Source organism: Leeuwenhoekiella blandensis MED217, assembly GCF_000152985.1.
Taxonomy (GTDB): Bacteria; Bacteroidota; Bacteroidia; order Flavobacteriales; family Flavobacteriaceae; genus Leeuwenhoekiella; species Leeuwenhoekiella blandensis.
On the sequence record NZ_CH672395.1, the window covers coordinates 4,104,426 to 4,121,803 of the forward strand.

The window sequence follows — 17,378 nt, forward strand, 5'->3', positions numbered from 1 at the left end:
TATAAATGTTAGCGTATTTAAAATTAATTATTATAGGAGCAGTTATAAGCTGCTCCTTTTCTTTTTCGTACAGCCAAACTTTATCTGGCACCTTAAAAAATAGTTGGACCAATAAACCCGTTGAGGGTGCTTCTGTTATTATAACAAGCACTGATAATCCAGAGATAATACTAGCATATTCTTATAGTAATGCTTCAGGGTTTTTTAAGATCGAAATACTATCAGGCCCTGACCCTGATGTTCCTTTAAAATTAACTGTTAATGCAATGGGTTATGAAAAATACGAAAACCAAGGTACTATCAATTCTCTAAAAATACCAGATATTGTCTTCTTACAGGAAGCCGAAAATGTGTTACCAGAAATTAAAATAATAGATAAGAATAAAGCCATTCGCATTAAAAATGATACCACCTTTTTTAAAGTTTCAAAGTTTACTGATGGTACAGAAAAAACAGTAGAAGATTTATTGCGAAAACTACCCGGTATCGACATTGACGATGATGGCACTATTAAATATAAAAAGAAGCGTATCAGTGCCTTTTTAATTGAAGGGGATGATCTTTTTAAAAACGACTATATTAAAGCAAGCCGAAATATAAACATTAGCATAATTGAAGAAATACAGGCATTGGAAAAATTTTCAGAAAACCCTTTGCTAAAGGACATAGAGAACTCAGATAAGGTTGCGATCAATTTAAAGCTAACTAATGATGCAAGTGCTATTTATTCAAATTTAGAATTAGGTCTAGGAACAAACAATCGCCATCACAATAATTTAGACGTTTTAGAAATCGCACAAAACACCAAAGCCTTTGGCCTTGTAAACGTAAACAATACAGGTATAAAAAACAATCAAAAAGCTCTATCATTTGAAGAAACAAATGCTCTTACTACCAAACCAAACTATATTATATCGCTGCCTAATTATGGTTCGCTTTTAAAGGGTAATAGAACAAATAGAAATAAGGCACTTTACTCCTCTGTAAACACCATTTTAAACATCTCTGAAACTATAAACACAAAATTTAATTTCTCCTATTTCAAAGATTTACTCAAGCAAAACACCAATAGTAAAAGTAATTTCTTTGCAGCAGGAAAAGAAATTAAGTTAGAAAGTAGTCAACAAGCATTTCAAAAACCCAAGTCTTTTGAAGGAGATTTTAATCTACGTGTAAATCTTAATCTAAACTCTAAAATTGAAGTGTTATCGCAGTTTGGCAATGACCAACATGAAGTGGTTTCAAACGTATTGAATAATGGTGTAGCACAACAGCTTGCTATTGAGAATAAAAAATTTAACTCCAGTACAAATATCAATTACACTCAAAAACTATCTGAAAAAAAAGCATTTACCCTAAATTTAAAAGTTCAAAATAATGCCATTGATGAATTTTTGAAAAGTGAAATAGATAATTCAAGTAATTATCAATTACAAGATATTTCTACATCCTACGATTTGAAAGAATTTGAAGCTAAATTTTACCAAAATTCTGGCAAGGATAAACTAACTTATAGTCTTGGCGCATTTTATGAAAATAATGAGATGCAAAGCGAACTGAAAGACGAGTCCTTATCTAATAAAAGTATAAACAATACAAGCCTAGATAGAAGTGGCCTTTATGTTAAAGGTAGTTACTTTAAAAAACTCAACGATTTTTCAATTAATTTAAAAGGAACTTTAAGTTATCTCAATCAATCATTGCCCCAAGTTCAATTAGAAAAACAGAACTTCCTATTTAATCCATCCCTAAATCTCAAATATGACCTGAATAATTCATCCTCACTCAACGTTGCCTCCGGATTCAAAAATAATAGCCAACCGTTTTCCAATTTATTTACCTATCCAGTTCTTATTTCATTTAGAACTTTAATATCAAACAAACCTGATCTGACGTTAAGTAAAACATTTAAATACGGGGCCAATTATTGGTATACTGACACTTACAACAACTTTTCAATTAACACTGGGATTACCATTGATGAAATTCGTGATAACTTTATAGCAACCCAAAATATTTCACAAAATCAATCACGATTAGATTATTTTGTCGCAGAGAATTCTGATAAAAATAATCAAGTATATTTAAATCTAAGTAAATATATTTTTCCTTTAAGAAGTAAATTTTCAATCAATACTCAATACAAAAATTCTCAAATACGAAGTTCATTTACTCCTGGAGAATTTCAGTATAGCAATGTGGACCAATTCAAAATTGATTTTGAAATAAGTAATGGTTTCTTTAAAAAGACACTATTTATAGATAACTCCTTGACTTACAGAGCTTCAAAATTAAAAACAGCTTCTGGTGTAAGAAATACAGTATCCAACTTTACAAATAACTTAGAAATTAAATACCTCTTCTCTGAGAAGTTGAAAAGCCGACTAAATTACAATTATATTAATAATGGGTCTAATGATTTTAATTTTCTTGACTTTCAAATAGATTATAAAAGTCAGAAACTTAAAGTGGATTTTTCTTTAATAGGTAATAACCTATTGAATATTAGTTCTTATCAAATAAATTTTAATGATGAAGCCTCGGAGACAGCTATGTCCTATCAATTGATAAAGCGCTATTTTATTTTACAAGCTTCTTTTAAATTTTAACTTTTCAGATCTTCCTTTTTTGAAGATTTTGTTACTATTTGGAATACCTTTTCGCAGTTCTTTTTGCACTTCATATGGCAAAGCGATCACCTCTTTACATTCGTCTGAACAGGTGTGATTCATCGCTTCTGCACACTCGTCACATTGTATAAAGAGTAAATGACAAGCTTCGTTAGCACAGTTTACATGCGTGTCACAAGGCTTTCCGCACTGGTGGCAATTTGAAATAATATCTTCTGAAATGCGCTCGCCACGACGGTGGTCAAATACGAAGTTTTTCCCTTTAAATTTATTTTCAAGCTTCAACTGCTCAACCTGACGTGCGTATTCAATAATCCCGCCTTCTAGTTGATAGACTTGTTTAAAACCTTTGTGTTTATAGTAAGCGCTGGCTTTTTCGCAGCGTATTCCACCGGTGCAATACATCACCAGTTTTTTATCTTCTTTGTGATCGCGTAAGTCTTCTTCAATAAGATCTAAGCTGTCGCGAAAGGTATCAACATCTGGAGTTACCGCATTTTTAAAATGCCCGATCTCGCTCTCGTAGTGGTTGCGCATATCTACGAGCACCACATCATCTGCTTCTATGAGTTCGTTAAAGGTAGCGGCATCTACGTGAACGCCTTTATTGGTAACATCAAAAGTGTCGTCATCAAGACCGTCTGCCACGATCTTAGGACGCACTTTAACTTTAAGTTTTAAAAAGGATTTGGCGTCTTGCTCGATGGCGATATTAAGGCGAACGTTCTCTAGAAAATCAATCCCGTCTAAAAAGGTTTTGAACTCGTCAAAGCGTTTTGCCGGTACCGATAGTTGTGCATTGATCCCCTCGTGCGCGACATAAATTCGCCCCAGAACATCCATTTGATTCCAGGCTAAAAACAGGTGATCTCTAAAAAGTTGCGGATTGCCAATTTTGGCGTACTGATAGAACGAGAGCGTCAAGCGATCTTCGCCTGCCTCATCAATTAATGCTGCTCGTTCTTTTGCGCTTAATTTGTTGTACAGTTGCATGCTATACTTAATTTTAAGGTTAAAAGTGGCGCAAAAGTAGCGTTTTTAAGTCATTAGCTGCAAGAAATGTCTCTTGTGTTTCACAAAGACACCAAAGCTCAGGCACAAAAAAATGCCCGCGAGTTTCTCGGGGGCATTTTTCTTGAACGGCTAATTCAGGTTATCATATTATTTGATGTTTTCAAATAAATACGAGCTAACCGCCGTCCAATCTAACATTGCAGTAATAAGGCACGCTCGTGCAACGCTCACTACTGCAATGTATTTGTTTCACTTTCTGTACCATAGCACATAAGATTTTCTATTTAGATACACATTTACGTAATGCGTTGCTTCTAAAGATGTTAAATTTTCAGTTTGGAATTTTTCCTTCTCAAAGGCTCAAAAAAGAGTGAAACGCTTCGTTTGTTGGAATTTTTCCAATATTTAGGAATAAATCATTGGTTGCCAATAAAAGAAATATTACTTTAGCAGCTTAAAGAAGCGTGTGAGCATCCTATTGTTTGGCGCTTCCTTCTAAACAAACTCAAAACCAGAGTTTAAAGACACTAAAAAGTATGAGTAAAGAACAAGAAGCCAAGTTAAAAGCCCTGAAGCTTACCCTTGATAAAATGGATAAAACCTACGGAAAGGGTACCGTAATGAAAATGGGAGATAATGCGATTATAGAAGTTGAATCTATTTCTACAGGTTCACTTGGTCTTGATATGGCATTAGGTGTAGGCGGTTTACCTAAAGGGCGAATTATAGAAATTTATGGTCCTGAATCTTCAGGTAAAACAACCTTGACCTTACACGCTATTGCCGAAGCACAAAAGAAAGGCGGTATTGCGGCTTTTATTGATGCGGAGCACGCTTTTGATCGTTTTTATGCTGATAAATTAGGAGTAGATATTGAAAACCTAATCATTTCACAGCCAGACAACGGGGAGCAAGCGCTTGAAATCACAGACAACCTCATTCGTTCTGGAGCAATCGACATCATTGTAGTCGACTCTGTCGCTGCATTAACTCCAAAAAGTGAGATTGAAGGAGAAATGGGAGATTCTAAAATGGGTCTTCACGCAAGATTGATGTCTCAGGCCTTACGTAAACTTACAGGGTCTATCAGCAAAACCAACTGTACTGTGATTTTTATCAACCAGTTGCGTGAAAAGATCGGTGTGATGTTTGGTAACCCCGAGACAACAACGGGTGGTAACGCACTTAAGTTTTATGCTTCGGTACGACTTGACATTCGTAGATCTACACAGATCAAAGATTCTAATGGTGAAGTACAAGGTAACAAGACCCGAGTAAAGGTGGTTAAGAATAAAGTGGCTCCTCCTTTCCGTCAGGCAGAATTTGATATTATGTATGGTGAAGGAATTTCTAAAGTTGGAGAAATTCTTGACATTGGTGTTGATTATGAGATCATCAAAAAGAGTGGTTCTTGGTTCAGCTACCAAGACACCAAGCTGGGTCAAGGACGTGATGCCGTAAAAGCCATTTTAAAAGACAATCCAGACTTATTGGAAGAACTTGAGGTAAAAATCAAGGACGCTATCAAAATAGCCAAAGAAGCTTAAAATATTTTTTAAGCCCTCTTACGCAACCTTTTTCATCTTAAAGTATCTACTTATCAAAAAGCAGATAATTTTAATGATGAAAAAGGTTTTTTTATTAATTGGTTTATTAGGTTTAATGGCCAGTTGTTCTCTTGATGATGAAGGACAAGTTGTGAGTTATGAAGCACTTCCGATTGCAGATTACGAGTTACCCGAAAGTTTTGTTTACGGCGAGCGTTATCAATTACCGGTATCTTTTGTATTGCCAACCACCTGCCACGAGTTTTACAACTTTGAAGCTGCAAGGCAAGACAGTACGCGCTTTGTATATGCTATAAGTCAGGTTCTAGAAAGTGACTTGTGTACCGATACGCCCAACGACACCATCTCGACATTTCTAAATTTTGATGTAATTTATAATTACACTTATGTATTTAAAATGTACAAAGGCGATGATGAAAATGGGGAGCCTATCTATGAGACGCAAGAAGTTCCTGTAGAGCAACCTTAATTACCAAGCACCAAACAATGTGAGTTTAGAAAAGCTCTTAAAAGGTTTAATCAAAGAAAAACCAAAGGCGCAGGCGGAGTTATACACCTTGTACTCCCGCACGCTCTTTGGTGTTTCTTTGAAGTATTCTCGCAACTACGAGGAGGCAGAAGACAACCTTCAAGACGCATTTCTAACCATTTTTAAAAAAATACAGCAATACAAAGGTAAAGGCTCTTTTGAAGGCTGGTTAAAGCGTATCGTGATCAATACCGCATTGCAACGCTATCGCAAGCAACAAGTTTTTGAAATAGTAAATGAGCAACAAATTGAACAAGAAGAAGTAACTGTTGATACTGAAGATATTTCGCTTCAATTTTTACTTAAGATCGTTCAAGAATTACCAGATCGCTACAGGCTGGTGTTTAACCTTTATGTATTGGACGGTTATCCACATAAGGAGATTGCCAAAATGTTAAGCATAAGCGAAGGGACGAGTAAGTCTAATCTTGCGCGCGCCCGATTAATTTTAAAAGAAAAAGTTGAAAATTTTCAGCAAAGTGAAACCCTACAATCCTCAACACGGTGAAAGAGCAAAAAAACATAGACCGCCTGTTTCAGGAAAAGTTTAAAGACTATGAGGCTACGCCAAGCGATAAGGTTTGGGCCGGCATAGTTGATAAGCAAAAGAAAAGACGCACCGTGATCCCGCTTTGGCTTCAGTTGGGTGGCGCAGCGGCGGTTCTTGCCCTTTTAATTTTGGCGGGTAATTTTATTTTTACTCCGGCAGATACGCCCGATGCGGAAATTGTTCTAGAAGAAACTAAAACTTTAGAAGATAACAACAATATCGAAATCACAAATACCTCTGAAAAAAATACAGCGGTAGCCACTTCAGAAGAAGAGTCGGCTGAAACGCGAGAGCAAAATAACCCACATTCGAATAGGTCTTCAGTTATAAATACCGAAACTTCTAAAACAGTTGCACAAACTTCTCAAAATGAAAAAGCAGATGCTGGCAACAACACAGCGACTAGCAAGCCTACACAGCCGGTAGTGACAGACACTACCTCATCTTACGGCATTGCCCAGTCTAACCAAAACAACAACGCAAACCCTTTGCAGCAACAAAACACTGCTGCGGAAAATCAGGCCAATGCAATAGCTGCTACAGAAAATGTGTCGAAAGACGACCGGCTTCCAGCAGAGGAAACCAAAAGTTTGCAAGAAATCGCCGATGCGCAAAAGGAAGATGCTATTGCAGATGCTGAAGTTGAAGATCCAAAATCTAAAACAGACACGCGCTGGGGAATTACGCCCATGGTTGCTCCAGTTTACTATAACAGTTTTGGTGGTTCTGGTATTGCCTCAGAATTTGCCGATAATAAAAAGAGCGGTGATGTTAATTTTAGCTACGGTGTGCAAGTGAGTTACGCGGTGACAAATAAGCTTACCGTTCGTTCCGGGATCAACAAGGTAGATCTTGGCTACCGCACCGAGCAAATAAATTTTGCTCCTACCATACAAGCCCGTTCGATAAGCAGTATTGACTACAATCAAAGTTCTCAACTCATTCAGATTGCAGACGGTAATAAGAGTTTAGCTTCTTCAGCAGCTGAATTTGCTAACAATTCTACCGTTGCAGGAACGAGTATCAATAATGCGTTACATCAGGAGCTCGGCTATATCGAGGTCCCTTTTGAAGCAGAATATGCGCTACTCGATCGCAAAGTGGGTATTCAGGTTATTGGTGGTTTTAGTACCCTGTTCCTAAATAACAATTCGATTTCACTCGAAGAGAGCAATTCGGTTTCTCGATTGGGTGCATCCAACAGTTTAAACAATACGAGTTTTAGCACCAATGTAGGTCTGGGATTAGATTATAAATTCACTGATCGTATTCAGTTTAACCTAGAGCCTATGTTTAAATATCAACTGAATGCTTATACCAAAACCGTAAGTGATTTTAGGCCCTATTATTTAGGCCTTTACACCGGTTTAAGCATTAAGTTTTAAAATACATGAAAAAGGAAGATTAGATAACTGAAGCTTAGTTCAAAATCAACCGGCTGAGCTTCGGTTTTATCTTCAAAATCTTTAAAAGAAACTGTATGCTGCCAGCTAACAGTATGCAGGAAGTTAGGTTAGTTTTTTAGTTGGTTAGGTTAATTATTGCTAGCGCAATGATGAAGAAAAGTCGCCTTGTGGTTAGGGCGACTTTTTTATGCTTCAATATCGTAAGCCTGATCTTTTAAGAGCTCGGCATGAATGGCTTTAAAGGTCTGCTCTTTCAGAGTTTTACGATCATTAGGTTTGAGTCCTTCCGTTTGAATAAAAGGTAAAACTTTGACACGCATCAAACCCGGCGAACCCGTAAAAAAGTCATAGGAAAACCGTTTTTTATTGTCGTAAAACACCATAGGTACAATAGGCACTTGATGATCAATTGCCAATCTAAAAGCGCCATCTTTAAACGTATCGAGTATGATACTCGTATCATCCGGAACGCCGCCTTCGGGAAAAATACAAATACTTAAACCTTGTTTTAATCTATTTTGTGCGCTTTCAAAAACGGCACGTCGACTTTTAGGATCGCCGCGATCTACAAGAATACAGGTTTGCTTATAAAAATATCCAAAGAGCGGAAATTTTGCCAACTCCTGTTTTCCTACAAAAACGAAAGGATTGCGCACGCTACTCAACATCAACATAATGTCTGTCATGGACGTATGGTTAGCAACATACATATAACTTTTACCGCGCTGTGTTTTTTCTAGGCGCTTCACTTCTGGCCAAAAGCCCATTCCATATAGAATAAACCGTGCCCACAGTCGCGCCATTTTGAAGAAATAGGGATACCAAGAATCCTTTGCTACCGAAATAAGTAAAAAGGGTAACAGCACAAGGATAGGGACTATAATTAGAATATAGAACCAAATGCGCCAAAGCAAAATCAAAATTTTCTGAAGCAGTCTTATCATCAATAGTATACGCTTAGGTCCTGTTTGAAGAACAAACCGGCATCTCAAAAATAGACATTTTAAAAGGAGTTAATACGTGAAAAGGGGTAACTTTGCTCAAAATTTAAATCAACCATGTCACGAATTTTAACCGGTGTTCAAAGTACAGGAACACCTCATTTAGGTAACTTATTAGGAGCTATTATTCCTGCGATCAAGATGGCCAATGAGCCAGAAAATGAATCCTTTTTATTCATCGCAGATATGCACTCGCTTACGCAAATAAAAAATGGCGAAACCTTAAGACACAACACCTATTCTACTGCCGCGACATGGCTTGCTTGTGGTCTTGACATTAACAAAACGGTTTTTTATCGTCAAAGTGATATCCCGCAAACCACAGAACTTACCTGGTATTTGAGCTGTTTTTTTCCGTATCAGCGTTTGACGCTTGCGCATAGTTTTAAGGATAAAGCAGACCGTCTAGAAGATGTAAATGCAGGTCTTTTTACGTACCCAATGCTTATGGCAGCAGACATCCTTTTGTATGATGCCGAAATTGTACCTGTAGGTAAAGATCAATCACAGCATCTTGAGATGACTCGTGATGTTGCTTCACGTTTTCACGCACAAATGGGTGAAACTTTTGTTATTCCTGAATTGAAACTTCACGAAGAAACCATGTATATCCCGGGAACAGACGGGGCTAAAATGAGTAAAAGTAAAGGCAATACGATAATTATTTTTCAGTCTGATAAAGCATTGAAAAAACAAATTATGAGCATTGAAACCGATAGCACGCCTTTAGAAGACCCTAAAGATCCTGACACGTGTAATGTTTTTGGCATCTATAAATTGCTTGCTTCAAAAGATGAAGTTGCCCAGATGCGTAAGAATTATGAGGCTGGTGGTTATGGTTATGGTCACGCTAAAAAAGCTTTGTACGAACTTGTCCTAAACACGTTTGAAAAAGAGCGCGCACTTTATAACCATTATATGGAAAATCTTGATGAACTTGATGCTGCCTTGAGCGTAGGTGCAGAAAAAGCCAGGGGAATTGCAAACGACGTATTAGAACGCGTGCGTAAAAAAGTAGGATACTAAGTCAGTTCAAATTGTTTTCCCGGCAAGGGTCTTACAACTCCTTTCAATTCCATATTGAGAAGGATGCTGGCTACTTTAAACGTGGGCATTTTGCAATGTAGCGCAATCAGATCTAGTTGCTCTTTGCCCGCGTCTGATAGGTAATTCCAGATTAGTTTTTCTTCAGAAGACAACTCTACAAATAATTGCTTTTGTACCGGTTTTAAATCTTCTTCAATTTGCCAATTGAGTAGATAAATCAAATCTGCAGCACTGGTGATCAATTGTGCTTTTTGGGTTTTGATCAAATTATTACAGCCCAAACTTTGTGCATCTCCGGGTCTTCCGGGTACTGCAAAAACATCTCTGTTATAAGAGTGCGCAATATCTGCAGTGACTAGCGAACCTCCTTTTTCGGCACTCTCGATGACAACTGTTGCTTCACTCATCCCAGCGATAATGCGATTTCTACGTAAAAAATTGGTGCGGTCAAAAACATCACTACTCCAAAAATCAGTAATAAACGCACCTTGCGCTTCTACTGCTTTCACATATTTTGCGTGTACTTTAGGATAAATCTGGTTCAACCCGTGCGCTAAGACCGCAATCGTATCTAAACCATTATCCAGCGCTGCGCGATGCGCAGTGATATCAACTCCATACGCAAAGCCAGAAACAATAAGCGGATTGAGCGGCGCCAGATCTTCAACAAATTGCTTGATAAAATCGATACCATGACTCGTCACTTTTCGCGTTCCTACAATTGAAATCATACGTTGATGCGTGTAGTCTTTACTACCGCGCTTAAACAGTAAGATCGGGCCGTCTATGCAATGTTTTAAGCGCTCAGGATATTCCGACTCCAAATAACCGCAACAGTGAATTTTATTATCCTGAATAAACTTCAGCTCTTCCTCGGCAGCAAGGCGGTGTTCCTTTTCAAAAAACTCTTTGAGCTTCAGCGTTCCTATACCGTCTAGTTTTAAGAGACTTTCCATTTTTTGACTCAACAAGTTTTGCGCAGATTCAAACCGCGCGATCAACCGCTTGATCGACGTATCACCCAATTTTGGAATACGTTGTAATGTAAGGTATGCAAGGAGCTCTTCTTCTTCCATTTCTGTAATTAACTGTTAATAAAGGTATTGTAAAATTGTTAACAATTCACAGATAACTTTCTAAAATGGGTAGGCTTTTTTTATAATTTTACTTTATGCATTTTTCAACTTACATCAGCGACTTACTTTATAGATACGAGTGCGTGATTGTGCCAGGCTTTGGTGCATTTTTAGCACATCGTGTTTCTGCGCATTATGACGAAACGACGCAGGCCTTTTTCCCACCTAAAAAACGCATTTCTTTTAACGCCCAATTGCAGGAAAACGATGGCTTATTAGCCAATTATATCGCTTCTGCAGAACGTTTAAGTTATGAAGACGCGCTTTTACAAGTCCAAGAGTTTGGACTTCAAATTCAGCAAAAATTAGATGCTGAAGAGCGCGTGTATGTTGACAAAATTGGTACATTAACTCGCAATGAAGCCGGTAAAATAAGCTTTGAGCCAGAAGCCAAAACAAATTACCTTACTGAAGCTTTTGGTCTTGCATCATATAACGCGCGTCCTGTGAGCCGTGAGGTTCTTACACAACAGGCTGAAGAAATTGAAGAAAAAGCACCTATTCACATCACTCCAGAGCGACGTTCTAACGGATGGATGAAATATGCGGCGGTAGGCTTACTTACCATCGGCTTGTCTGGATCTTTAGGCTTCTTATACTTCAAGGATATTGCAGATCATAATTTTGCTGAAAAGCAAAAAGCAGAGAGTCAAGTGGAGAATACCATTCAACACGCGACGTTTACCATTGACAATCCTTTGCCGGCAGTAACCTTGAATGCGTTTAAACCCAAAGGAAATTATCACATTGTGGCAGGAGCTTTCAGAATTCCTGAAAATGCTGAAACACGCGTAAATCAATTACGTGAAGCAGGATATAAAGCAAGAACTATTGGTAAAAACAAATACGGTTTACACCAAGTGGTTTACGGAAGCTACACCGATCGTATCGAAGCTTTAAAAGAATTAAGACAGATACGTAATACCGATAATGCAAACGCCTGGATGCTGGTTCAACAACTTGATTAATACGCGGTATTACACTATAAATATTGAAAGCCTCCAAACTAGGAGGCTTTTTAATTTCTTAAAGGCGCATTTCTTACTATTTTTGCCGAAAATAAAACTATGAAAGCAAAAACGCCTTCTGAATCACGTACTACGCAAACCGACTTGGTTTTACCTAACGAGACCAATCCTTTAAATAATATGTTTGGGGGCGAACTCCTTGCCCGTATGGATCGTGTTGCGAGTATTACTGCCAGAAGACACTCTCGCAGAATTGTAGTAACCGCTTCAGTAAATCACGTGGCCTTTAATAAAGCTATTCCGTTAGGAAGTGTGGTGACTGTAGAAGCTTCGATTTCCCGAGCCTTTAAAACCTCTATGGAAGTTGTTATCGATGTATGGGTAGAAGATCGTGAAAACGGCTTAAAATCTAAAGCCAACGATGCTATCTACACCTTTGTAGCCGTAGATGAAACCGGTATGCCTGTACCCATCCCGCAGATTAAACCAGAAACAGAGAAAGAAGTTGAGCGCTATGAGGCAGCACTGCGCAGAAAACAACTCAGTCTTGTTCTCGCCGGAAAAATGCAAGCCAAAGAAGCCACAGAGCTTAAAGCACTTTTTGAATAAAAAGTTCAATCATAAAAAAAGGGAAGCAATTGCTTCCCTTTTTTTATTTTGATCGTTTTTCTAATTTCTATAATCCAACGCAGGTTCTCGGTCTCCCAACAATGGAATATATTCAAAGTCTGCGCCTCGTTTTTCTTCAAATTCCTTTTTTGCAGCTTTAAGAATTGCCGGATCATCAAAAAGATCCATCCCGGTTTTAGCCATTGTTTTTGCAGCAACCATCATTCCCTTTACGCCAATGCTGGTTCCTCCTGCAGCTACGGCTTGCCAACTGTGCGCTGGTGTTTCCGGTACCCAAGTTGCTGTATACAAGCCAACAGTTGGTACTGTAAAACTAACATCGCCCACATCGGTTGAACCACCCGCTTCGGGATTTGGGTTGTATTCACTTACACCTTCTACATTTTTAACATTAAGATCTGTGTTCAAACTTGCTGCGATCTCCTCGGCAAACTCGCGTTCTTCTGGCGTATAGGTGTAACCTCCAACCTCTGTCAGGTTATCATACATAAGTTTTTGAAGCGTAAGATTGGGCAGTAATTCGTGTGTACCGCCAATCATTTCATAATCCATTGTAGTACCGGTTCCTAAAGCTGCACCTTCAGCAGCTTTAACCATACGGTCAAAAACATCAATCACCACATCTCGTGTCGTGTGGCGGGCGTAATAATACACCTCAGCAAAATCAGGCACTACGTTGGGCGCCTTTCCACCATCGGTGATTACATAATGAATACGCGTATCTTCAGGCACGTGCTCGCGCATCATATTCACCATATAATTCATCGCCTCTACCCCATCTAGTGCAGAACGTCCTTTCTCAGGCGCGCCCGCTGCGTGTGCTGCGATTCCGTGAAATCTAAATTTTGCCGATTTGTTTGCCAATGCCGCACCGGGATCGGCTCCGTTAGCATTGCCGGGATGCCAGTTGATCACCGCATCTACATCATTAAAAAGTCCGGCTCTGGTAAGGTATACTTTACCTGATCCGCCTTCTTCTGCAGGGCAACCATAAAAGCGTATGGTGCCTGACTTTCCGGTTTCTTCAAGATATTTTTTGATGGTGATGGCAGCGGCGGTAGATGCGGTTCCAAATAAATGATGCCCACAAGCGTGACCGGCCACACCTCCATTAGATTCTTTATGTGCAACGGCTTTTTGCGATAAACCCGGCAAGGCATCGTATTCTCCTAAAACCGCGATCACCGGTTTACCTGAACCGTAACTCGCAATAAAAGCAGTAGGCATTCCTGCCACACCGGCTTCAACGGTAAAATCTTCTTCTTTTAAAGTTTCCTGAAGCAGCGCAACGCTTTGTTCTTCTTGATAACCCATTTCGGCAAATGACCAAATTTTATGCGCTATTTCACCGTAGGCTTCGGTGTTATCATCTAATTCTGAAATAAGCTTGGATTGCTTTTTTTGGGCCAAAAGAACACCTGAAAGCAGTAAAAAACAAAAGAGAAACGTAATTTTTTTCATAAAAATGAGATTGAAGTATTTATGTTCTCCTAAAAATAAAACAATCTGTTTTTATGAATTGATGCTCAATTTACATATTATACACCCAATCTGCGGGGTTTAAACGCTCTGAATCTTTATAGACCAAAAATTTTAAAATGGTTTTTCCGTTGAAGGAATTTTCAGCGATTTCACCTAAAGCTTGCTTGGTATTCACCTGATCATTAACCTTAACTTTAAGGTTTTTCAGGTTTTGATAAACGGTCAAGTAGTTTCCGTGGCGAATGAGAATGGTATAACCACCTCCACGTATGAGTTGTATTTGTTGAACTGTTCCTTTAAAGGCTGCACGCGCAACACTTCCGGGAGCAGTTTCTATTTCTATACCACTGTTGTATGTTGTGATATTGGGCAAAGTAGGATGTCTTGAGGTACCGAATTTTTTATAAACTCTACCACGTTCTACAGGCCAATCCATTCTACCCTTATTTGACGCAAAATCACTAGCCAATGCTTTGGCTGCAGGAGTAAGTGCAAATGTGGGCATGGCTCCCTTTTTGATCTCTCTTTCTGGTGCTGTTGCTCCACTTTCTTTTTTGGAAGCTGCAATGGCTTCTCGAATTAAACGATCGATCTCACGGTCAATGCGATTGGCTTCTGCCTGTTTTTTATTGATCTGCGCAACATAGGTAGATTCCTTTTCCCTAATGGTTGCAATTAAAGCATCTTGTTGCTTTTTCTCTTCTTCAAGCTTGGCTTGCTCTTTTTTGTTCTGAGCGATGAGTTGCTGTTTTTGTTCCTTTTGATCAATCAGCCTCGCATTGGTCTCTTGCAAAAGCGCTGTGCGTTCTTTAATCTGGTCGCCCTGTTTTTTACGGTAGTTGCTGTATTGTTTCATGTATTGCACCCGCTTGTACGCCTGCAAAAAACTCTCTGAAGACAACAAAAACATAATACGACTCTGACTGCTTTTACTCTTATACGATTTTTGAACCATCGCCGCATAGTCCTCCTTGAGCCGCTTTAGCTCGTCGCGCAATTCACTTATTTTATTGATGTTTTGATTGATCTTTTGCGTGAGCAAATTGGCTTGACTGTTGGTTACGCGAATCAAGTTTTGACGCGTTTTTATTTTAGAATCAAGATCTTCAACCTGGCTGAGCACATTAACTTCTTTCTGCTTATTGTTTTGTCGCAGCTTACTCAATTCTTCGATCTGACTCATCAAAGCCCGACGCTGGCGCTCCAGTTCTGCTTGCTTGTCTGTTTGTGCAAAAGCGAGCGTCGCACTAAGAAATAGCCCAAAAAACAACGTGTATTTAAAAAACGGCTTCAACTGCATTAAAGTTCGATTTCTTTTAATCCGCCAGGAATGTTAAACGGAAAGCTTACATCGGTATTAAAATCAACACCGCGATACGTAATGTCAATGGTAGTGGTTTTATCTGCTTCTTGTGCTTTTACGTGAATTTCTGACGGAAAGTATCCGTTTTGCTCCTGTACATAATCGCCGTAAGCAATCGTCAGGTTACGCTGTTCTGCCCGTTGTGCCAATCGTTGTTCCTGAAGTGTAAACGCTCCACTATTAAGATAAAAGAACAGATCAAATAAGGAAGACTGTTTGCGTGGCGCTACGACATAGCGCGCAGAAGTCGCCCCGGCGCTAAAACCACCACTTCTCAGATCGTAAATAGGCTGGCCAAGAAGTAAGGCTTCAACTTGATTATAATCGAGTTCTGTTCCCAACAAATCACTGAGTAGTTCAAAATCCCCATCAAAGTAAGTTCCTTCTATTTTCTCATAAAATTGAACACGATCTTTTGTGATCATGGCTTTGGCCAATGAAATTCCTAGAACCGAAGCACTCATCCAGATGGTTTCGCTTTTTTGCATACGCAAACTTACGGTGACACTTTGATTGGTATCAGGGTCTGAATATCTAATTTTTAATCGCGCAGCCAGCGTTTCAAAATCGGGATGCGTATCGTAATGCGTTTTAATGATTTTTGCTGAAGCTAAATCTTCGGTTGAAGCGGTATTTTTTGTGGATTTACACGCCGCTAAACTCAGAATCACTAAAACTAAAATTCCTCTATAAATCAATTGCATACTATTGTGTCAAATTTTTTAATCGTGTGCGGTACTCCGCTGCCTTTTCAGCATTGCCCAAAACTTCGTAACCGCGCGCCAGTTCGCTATAAAAATCAGCTTGCATCTGAGGATTTTCGATAACATAATCAACACCCATCTCCAGATAATCTACTGCTTGCTGTGCATTTCCCAACCCATTTTGTGCTACGCCGTAAACCAAATAGAACACGGCTTGTGCCGGATAAAACGCCAAAGCTTCTTCACTTAAGGTTGCTGCCTTTTCAAATTGCTGCGCCTGAAGCTGAAGCAACATCAAATTACGCAACACGTTTACATCATTAGGATTTTTTTGATACGCTGCCTCGTAGTAGGATAACGCTTTGGTTTTGTCATTATTTTTCAAATAATAAGCACCAAGCTCCTCATTGACGTCTGTAGCTTCAGTTTCAGAAAATAATGCGATCGCTTGCTCAAGTTCTGGTTCATATTCTGGATTTCGGTCTACAAAAATTAAAAAATCATTGAGCACGCTGTGCTTTGCTTTAGCTTCAATTTTTGAACTTTTCATCACGCGCTCTAAAGACTTGAAAGCCTGCTCTACTTCTTTTTGCTCCAGATTAAATTTATAAAGCGCCAGATGTACTTCGTCTGCATTAGGATTTATTTTAAGCAGCTTTTGTGCTGTTTGATAGGCTTGTTGCGTCTTACCTTGCTCGCTATAAACGTAAATTAAATTCAGGTAGTTTTTCTCGTTTTGTGGATTTTCAGCAATAGCACTTAGAAGTCTTTTTTCTTGATAATCGCCGCCACTTAACGCCAACGCCTGCTCTCGTATCTGGTTGCGATATGCATCTTTACCCAATGCTTCATCCAATTCATCGAGCACCGCGATTGCCTTTTCAAAAGCGCCTTGGCGCACATAAATGCGCGCAAGATCTTCTTTATACCGAATGTCGAATTTTGCCAAATCCTGTACCAGATCAATCGCCTTTTCAAAATCCTGACGCGCATAATACACTTCGTACAAGGCTTCCATGATATCGCGTTGATTCGGTTTGAGTTGTAGGGCCTTGAGGTAATTGTTTTCAGCCTCCTGAACCTGACCCAAAGCAGCTAGATTTTTTGCTTTTTCAAAATAAAGAATCGGCTCTTCGGGGCGCAGCGCGATACACTTGTCTAATGCCTGCACCGCACGATCGTAATTCTCGATGCCTTTCTGCTTTAAGGCTTCAAAGAAAGATTCTTGAAAAGCATCGGTAACGTCTTCGAGTTCGTCTACATTCACGTCTTGTAAAGGAGTAGGTTCTTGGGCTTCCGCCAACGGCGAAAACAACAATAACATCCCTAAAAACGCGAGCTTTTTCATCT

General features: G+C 39.0%; 15 protein-coding genes. 8 read left to right on the top strand and 7 right to left on the bottom strand.

Features of this window, described 5'->3' with window-relative positions; genetic code table 11:
* The first annotated feature begins 5 nt into the window (after positions 1 to 5).
* Positions 6 to 2,609, top strand: coding sequence for a peptidase associated/transthyretin-like domain-containing protein (locus MED217_RS17745; protein ID WP_009781944.1), 2,604 nt, complete (start codon positions 6 to 8; stop codon positions 2,607 to 2,609).
* On the opposite strand, the gene trhO is transcribed toward MED217_RS17745, so the two are convergent.
* Positions 2,586 to 3,623, bottom strand: coding sequence for an oxygen-dependent tRNA uridine(34) hydroxylase TrhO (trhO, locus tag MED217_RS17750; protein ID WP_009781945.1), 1,038 nt, complete (start codon positions 3,621 to 3,623; stop codon positions 2,586 to 2,588). The two genes, MED217_RS17745 and trhO, sit on opposite strands and share 24 nt — an antisense overlap.
* Positions 3,624 to 4,180: 557 nt before the next feature.
* On the opposite strand from trhO, the gene recA reads away from it, so the two are divergent.
* The 4 genes from recA to MED217_RS17770 all read left to right on the top strand — a co-directional run bounded on the left by recA (position 4,181) and on the right by MED217_RS17770 (position 7,676).
* A complete protein-coding gene (gene recA, locus MED217_RS17755; protein ID WP_009781947.1) occupies positions 4,181 to 5,191 on the top strand; it encodes a recombinase RecA in 1,011 nt (336 codons plus the stop codon).
* A gap of 73 nt (positions 5,192 to 5,264) precedes the next feature.
* Positions 5,265 to 5,681, top strand: a complete 417-nt coding sequence (locus MED217_RS17760; RefSeq protein ID WP_009781948.1) for a hypothetical protein — start codon at positions 5,265 to 5,267, stop codon at positions 5,679 to 5,681.
* Between the two features lie 19 nt (positions 5,682 to 5,700).
* Entirely contained in the window at positions 5,701 to 6,249 is a 549-nt protein-coding gene (locus MED217_RS17765; RefSeq protein ID WP_009781949.1) for an RNA polymerase sigma factor, read from the top strand.
* Complete coding sequence (locus tag MED217_RS17770; protein ID WP_009781950.1) at positions 6,246 to 7,676, top strand: outer membrane beta-barrel protein; 1,431 nt, start codon at positions 6,246 to 6,248, stop codon at positions 7,674 to 7,676. The genes MED217_RS17765 and MED217_RS17770 overlap by 4 nt, the downstream gene beginning before the upstream one ends.
* Positions 7,677 to 7,882: 206 nt before the next feature.
* On the opposite strand, the gene MED217_RS17775 is transcribed toward MED217_RS17770, so the two are convergent.
* On the bottom strand, positions 7,883 to 8,641 hold the full coding sequence (locus MED217_RS17775; protein ID WP_009781951.1) for a lysophospholipid acyltransferase family protein: 759 nt from the start codon (positions 8,639 to 8,641) through the stop codon (positions 7,883 to 7,885).
* 114 nt (positions 8,642 to 8,755) lie between these two features.
* On the opposite strand from MED217_RS17775, the gene trpS reads away from it, so the two are divergent.
* Positions 8,756 to 9,724 (top strand): tryptophan--tRNA ligase, encoded by a 969-nt coding sequence (gene trpS, locus MED217_RS17780; RefSeq protein ID WP_009781952.1) that lies wholly within the window; start codon positions 8,756 to 8,758, stop codon positions 9,722 to 9,724.
* On the opposite strand, the gene dprA is transcribed toward trpS, so the two are convergent.
* Positions 9,721 to 10,821 (bottom strand): DNA-processing protein DprA, encoded by a 1,101-nt coding sequence (dprA, locus tag MED217_RS17785; protein WP_009781953.1) that lies wholly within the window; start codon positions 10,819 to 10,821, stop codon positions 9,721 to 9,723. The two genes, trpS and dprA, sit on opposite strands and share 4 nt — an antisense overlap.
* Before the next feature lie 95 nt (positions 10,822 to 10,916).
* Here dprA and MED217_RS17790 point away from each other — a divergent pair, with 95 nt between their 5' ends.
* Complete coding sequence (locus MED217_RS17790) at positions 10,917 to 11,849, top strand: HU domain-containing protein (protein ID WP_009781954.1); 933 nt, start codon at positions 10,917 to 10,919, stop codon at positions 11,847 to 11,849.
* Between the two features lie 99 nt (positions 11,850 to 11,948).
* On the top strand, positions 11,949 to 12,458 hold the full coding sequence (locus MED217_RS17795; RefSeq protein WP_009781955.1) for an acyl-CoA thioesterase: 510 nt from the start codon (positions 11,949 to 11,951) through the stop codon (positions 12,456 to 12,458).
* Between the two features lie 60 nt (positions 12,459 to 12,518).
* Here MED217_RS17795 and MED217_RS17800 read toward each other — a convergent pair whose 3' ends face one another.
* The 4 genes from MED217_RS17800 to MED217_RS17815 form a co-directional block, all read right to left on the bottom strand.
* Complete coding sequence (locus MED217_RS17800; RefSeq protein ID WP_009781956.1) at positions 12,519 to 13,940, bottom strand: amidohydrolase; 1,422 nt, start codon at positions 13,938 to 13,940, stop codon at positions 12,519 to 12,521.
* 70 nt (positions 13,941 to 14,010) lie between these two features.
* Entirely contained in the window at positions 14,011 to 15,261 is a 1,251-nt protein-coding gene (locus MED217_RS17805) for a murein hydrolase activator EnvC family protein (protein ID WP_009781957.1), read from the bottom strand.
* Positions 15,261 to 16,028 (bottom strand): lipoprotein insertase outer membrane protein LolB1, encoded by a 768-nt coding sequence (locus MED217_RS17810; protein ID WP_009781958.1) that lies wholly within the window; start codon positions 16,026 to 16,028, stop codon positions 15,261 to 15,263. The genes MED217_RS17805 and MED217_RS17810 overlap by 1 nt, the downstream gene beginning before the upstream one ends.
* Before the next feature lies 1 nt (position 16,029).
* Positions 16,030 to 17,376, bottom strand: coding sequence for a tetratricopeptide repeat protein (locus MED217_RS17815; protein ID WP_009781959.1), 1,347 nt, complete (start codon positions 17,374 to 17,376; stop codon positions 16,030 to 16,032).
* Between the last annotated feature and the right edge of the window lie 2 nt (positions 17,377 to 17,378).

Excerpts from the sequence above, each read along its gene's own strand:
- MED217_RS17745 (WP_009781944.1), top strand. The coding sequence starts at position 6 with ATGTTAGCGTATTTAAAATTAATTATTATAGGAGCAGTTATAAGCTGC.
- trhO (WP_009781945.1), bottom strand. The coding sequence starts at position 3,623 with ATGCAACTGTACAACAAATTAAGCGCAAAAGAACGAGCAGCATTAATT.
- recA (WP_009781947.1), top strand. The coding sequence starts at position 4,181 with ATGAGTAAAGAACAAGAAGCCAAGTTAAAAGCCCTGAAGCTTACCCTT.
- MED217_RS17760 (WP_009781948.1), top strand. The coding sequence starts at position 5,265 with ATGATGAAAAAGGTTTTTTTATTAATTGGTTTATTAGGTTTAATGGCC.
- MED217_RS17775 (WP_009781951.1), bottom strand. The coding sequence starts at position 8,641 with ATGATAAGACTGCTTCAGAAAATTTTGATTTTGCTTTGGCGCATTTGG.
- trpS (WP_009781952.1), top strand. The coding sequence starts at position 8,756 with ATGTCACGAATTTTAACCGGTGTTCAAAGTACAGGAACACCTCATTTA.
- dprA (WP_009781953.1), bottom strand. The coding sequence starts at position 10,821 with ATGGAAGAAGAAGAGCTCCTTGCATACCTTACATTACAACGTATTCCA.
- MED217_RS17790 (WP_009781954.1), top strand. The coding sequence starts at position 10,917 with ATGCATTTTTCAACTTACATCAGCGACTTACTTTATAGATACGAGTGC.
- MED217_RS17795 (WP_009781955.1), top strand. The coding sequence starts at position 11,949 with ATGAAAGCAAAAACGCCTTCTGAATCACGTACTACGCAAACCGACTTG.
- MED217_RS17800 (WP_009781956.1), bottom strand. The coding sequence starts at position 13,940 with ATGAAAAAAATTACGTTTCTCTTTTGTTTTTTACTGCTTTCAGGTGTT.
- MED217_RS17805 (WP_009781957.1), bottom strand. The coding sequence starts at position 15,261 with ATGCAGTTGAAGCCGTTTTTTAAATACACGTTGTTTTTTGGGCTATTT.
- MED217_RS17810 (WP_009781958.1), bottom strand. The coding sequence starts at position 16,028 with ATGCAATTGATTTATAGAGGAATTTTAGTTTTAGTGATTCTGAGTTTA.
- MED217_RS17815 (WP_009781959.1), bottom strand. The coding sequence starts at position 17,376 with ATGAAAAAGCTCGCGTTTTTAGGGATGTTATTGTTGTTTTCGCCGTTG.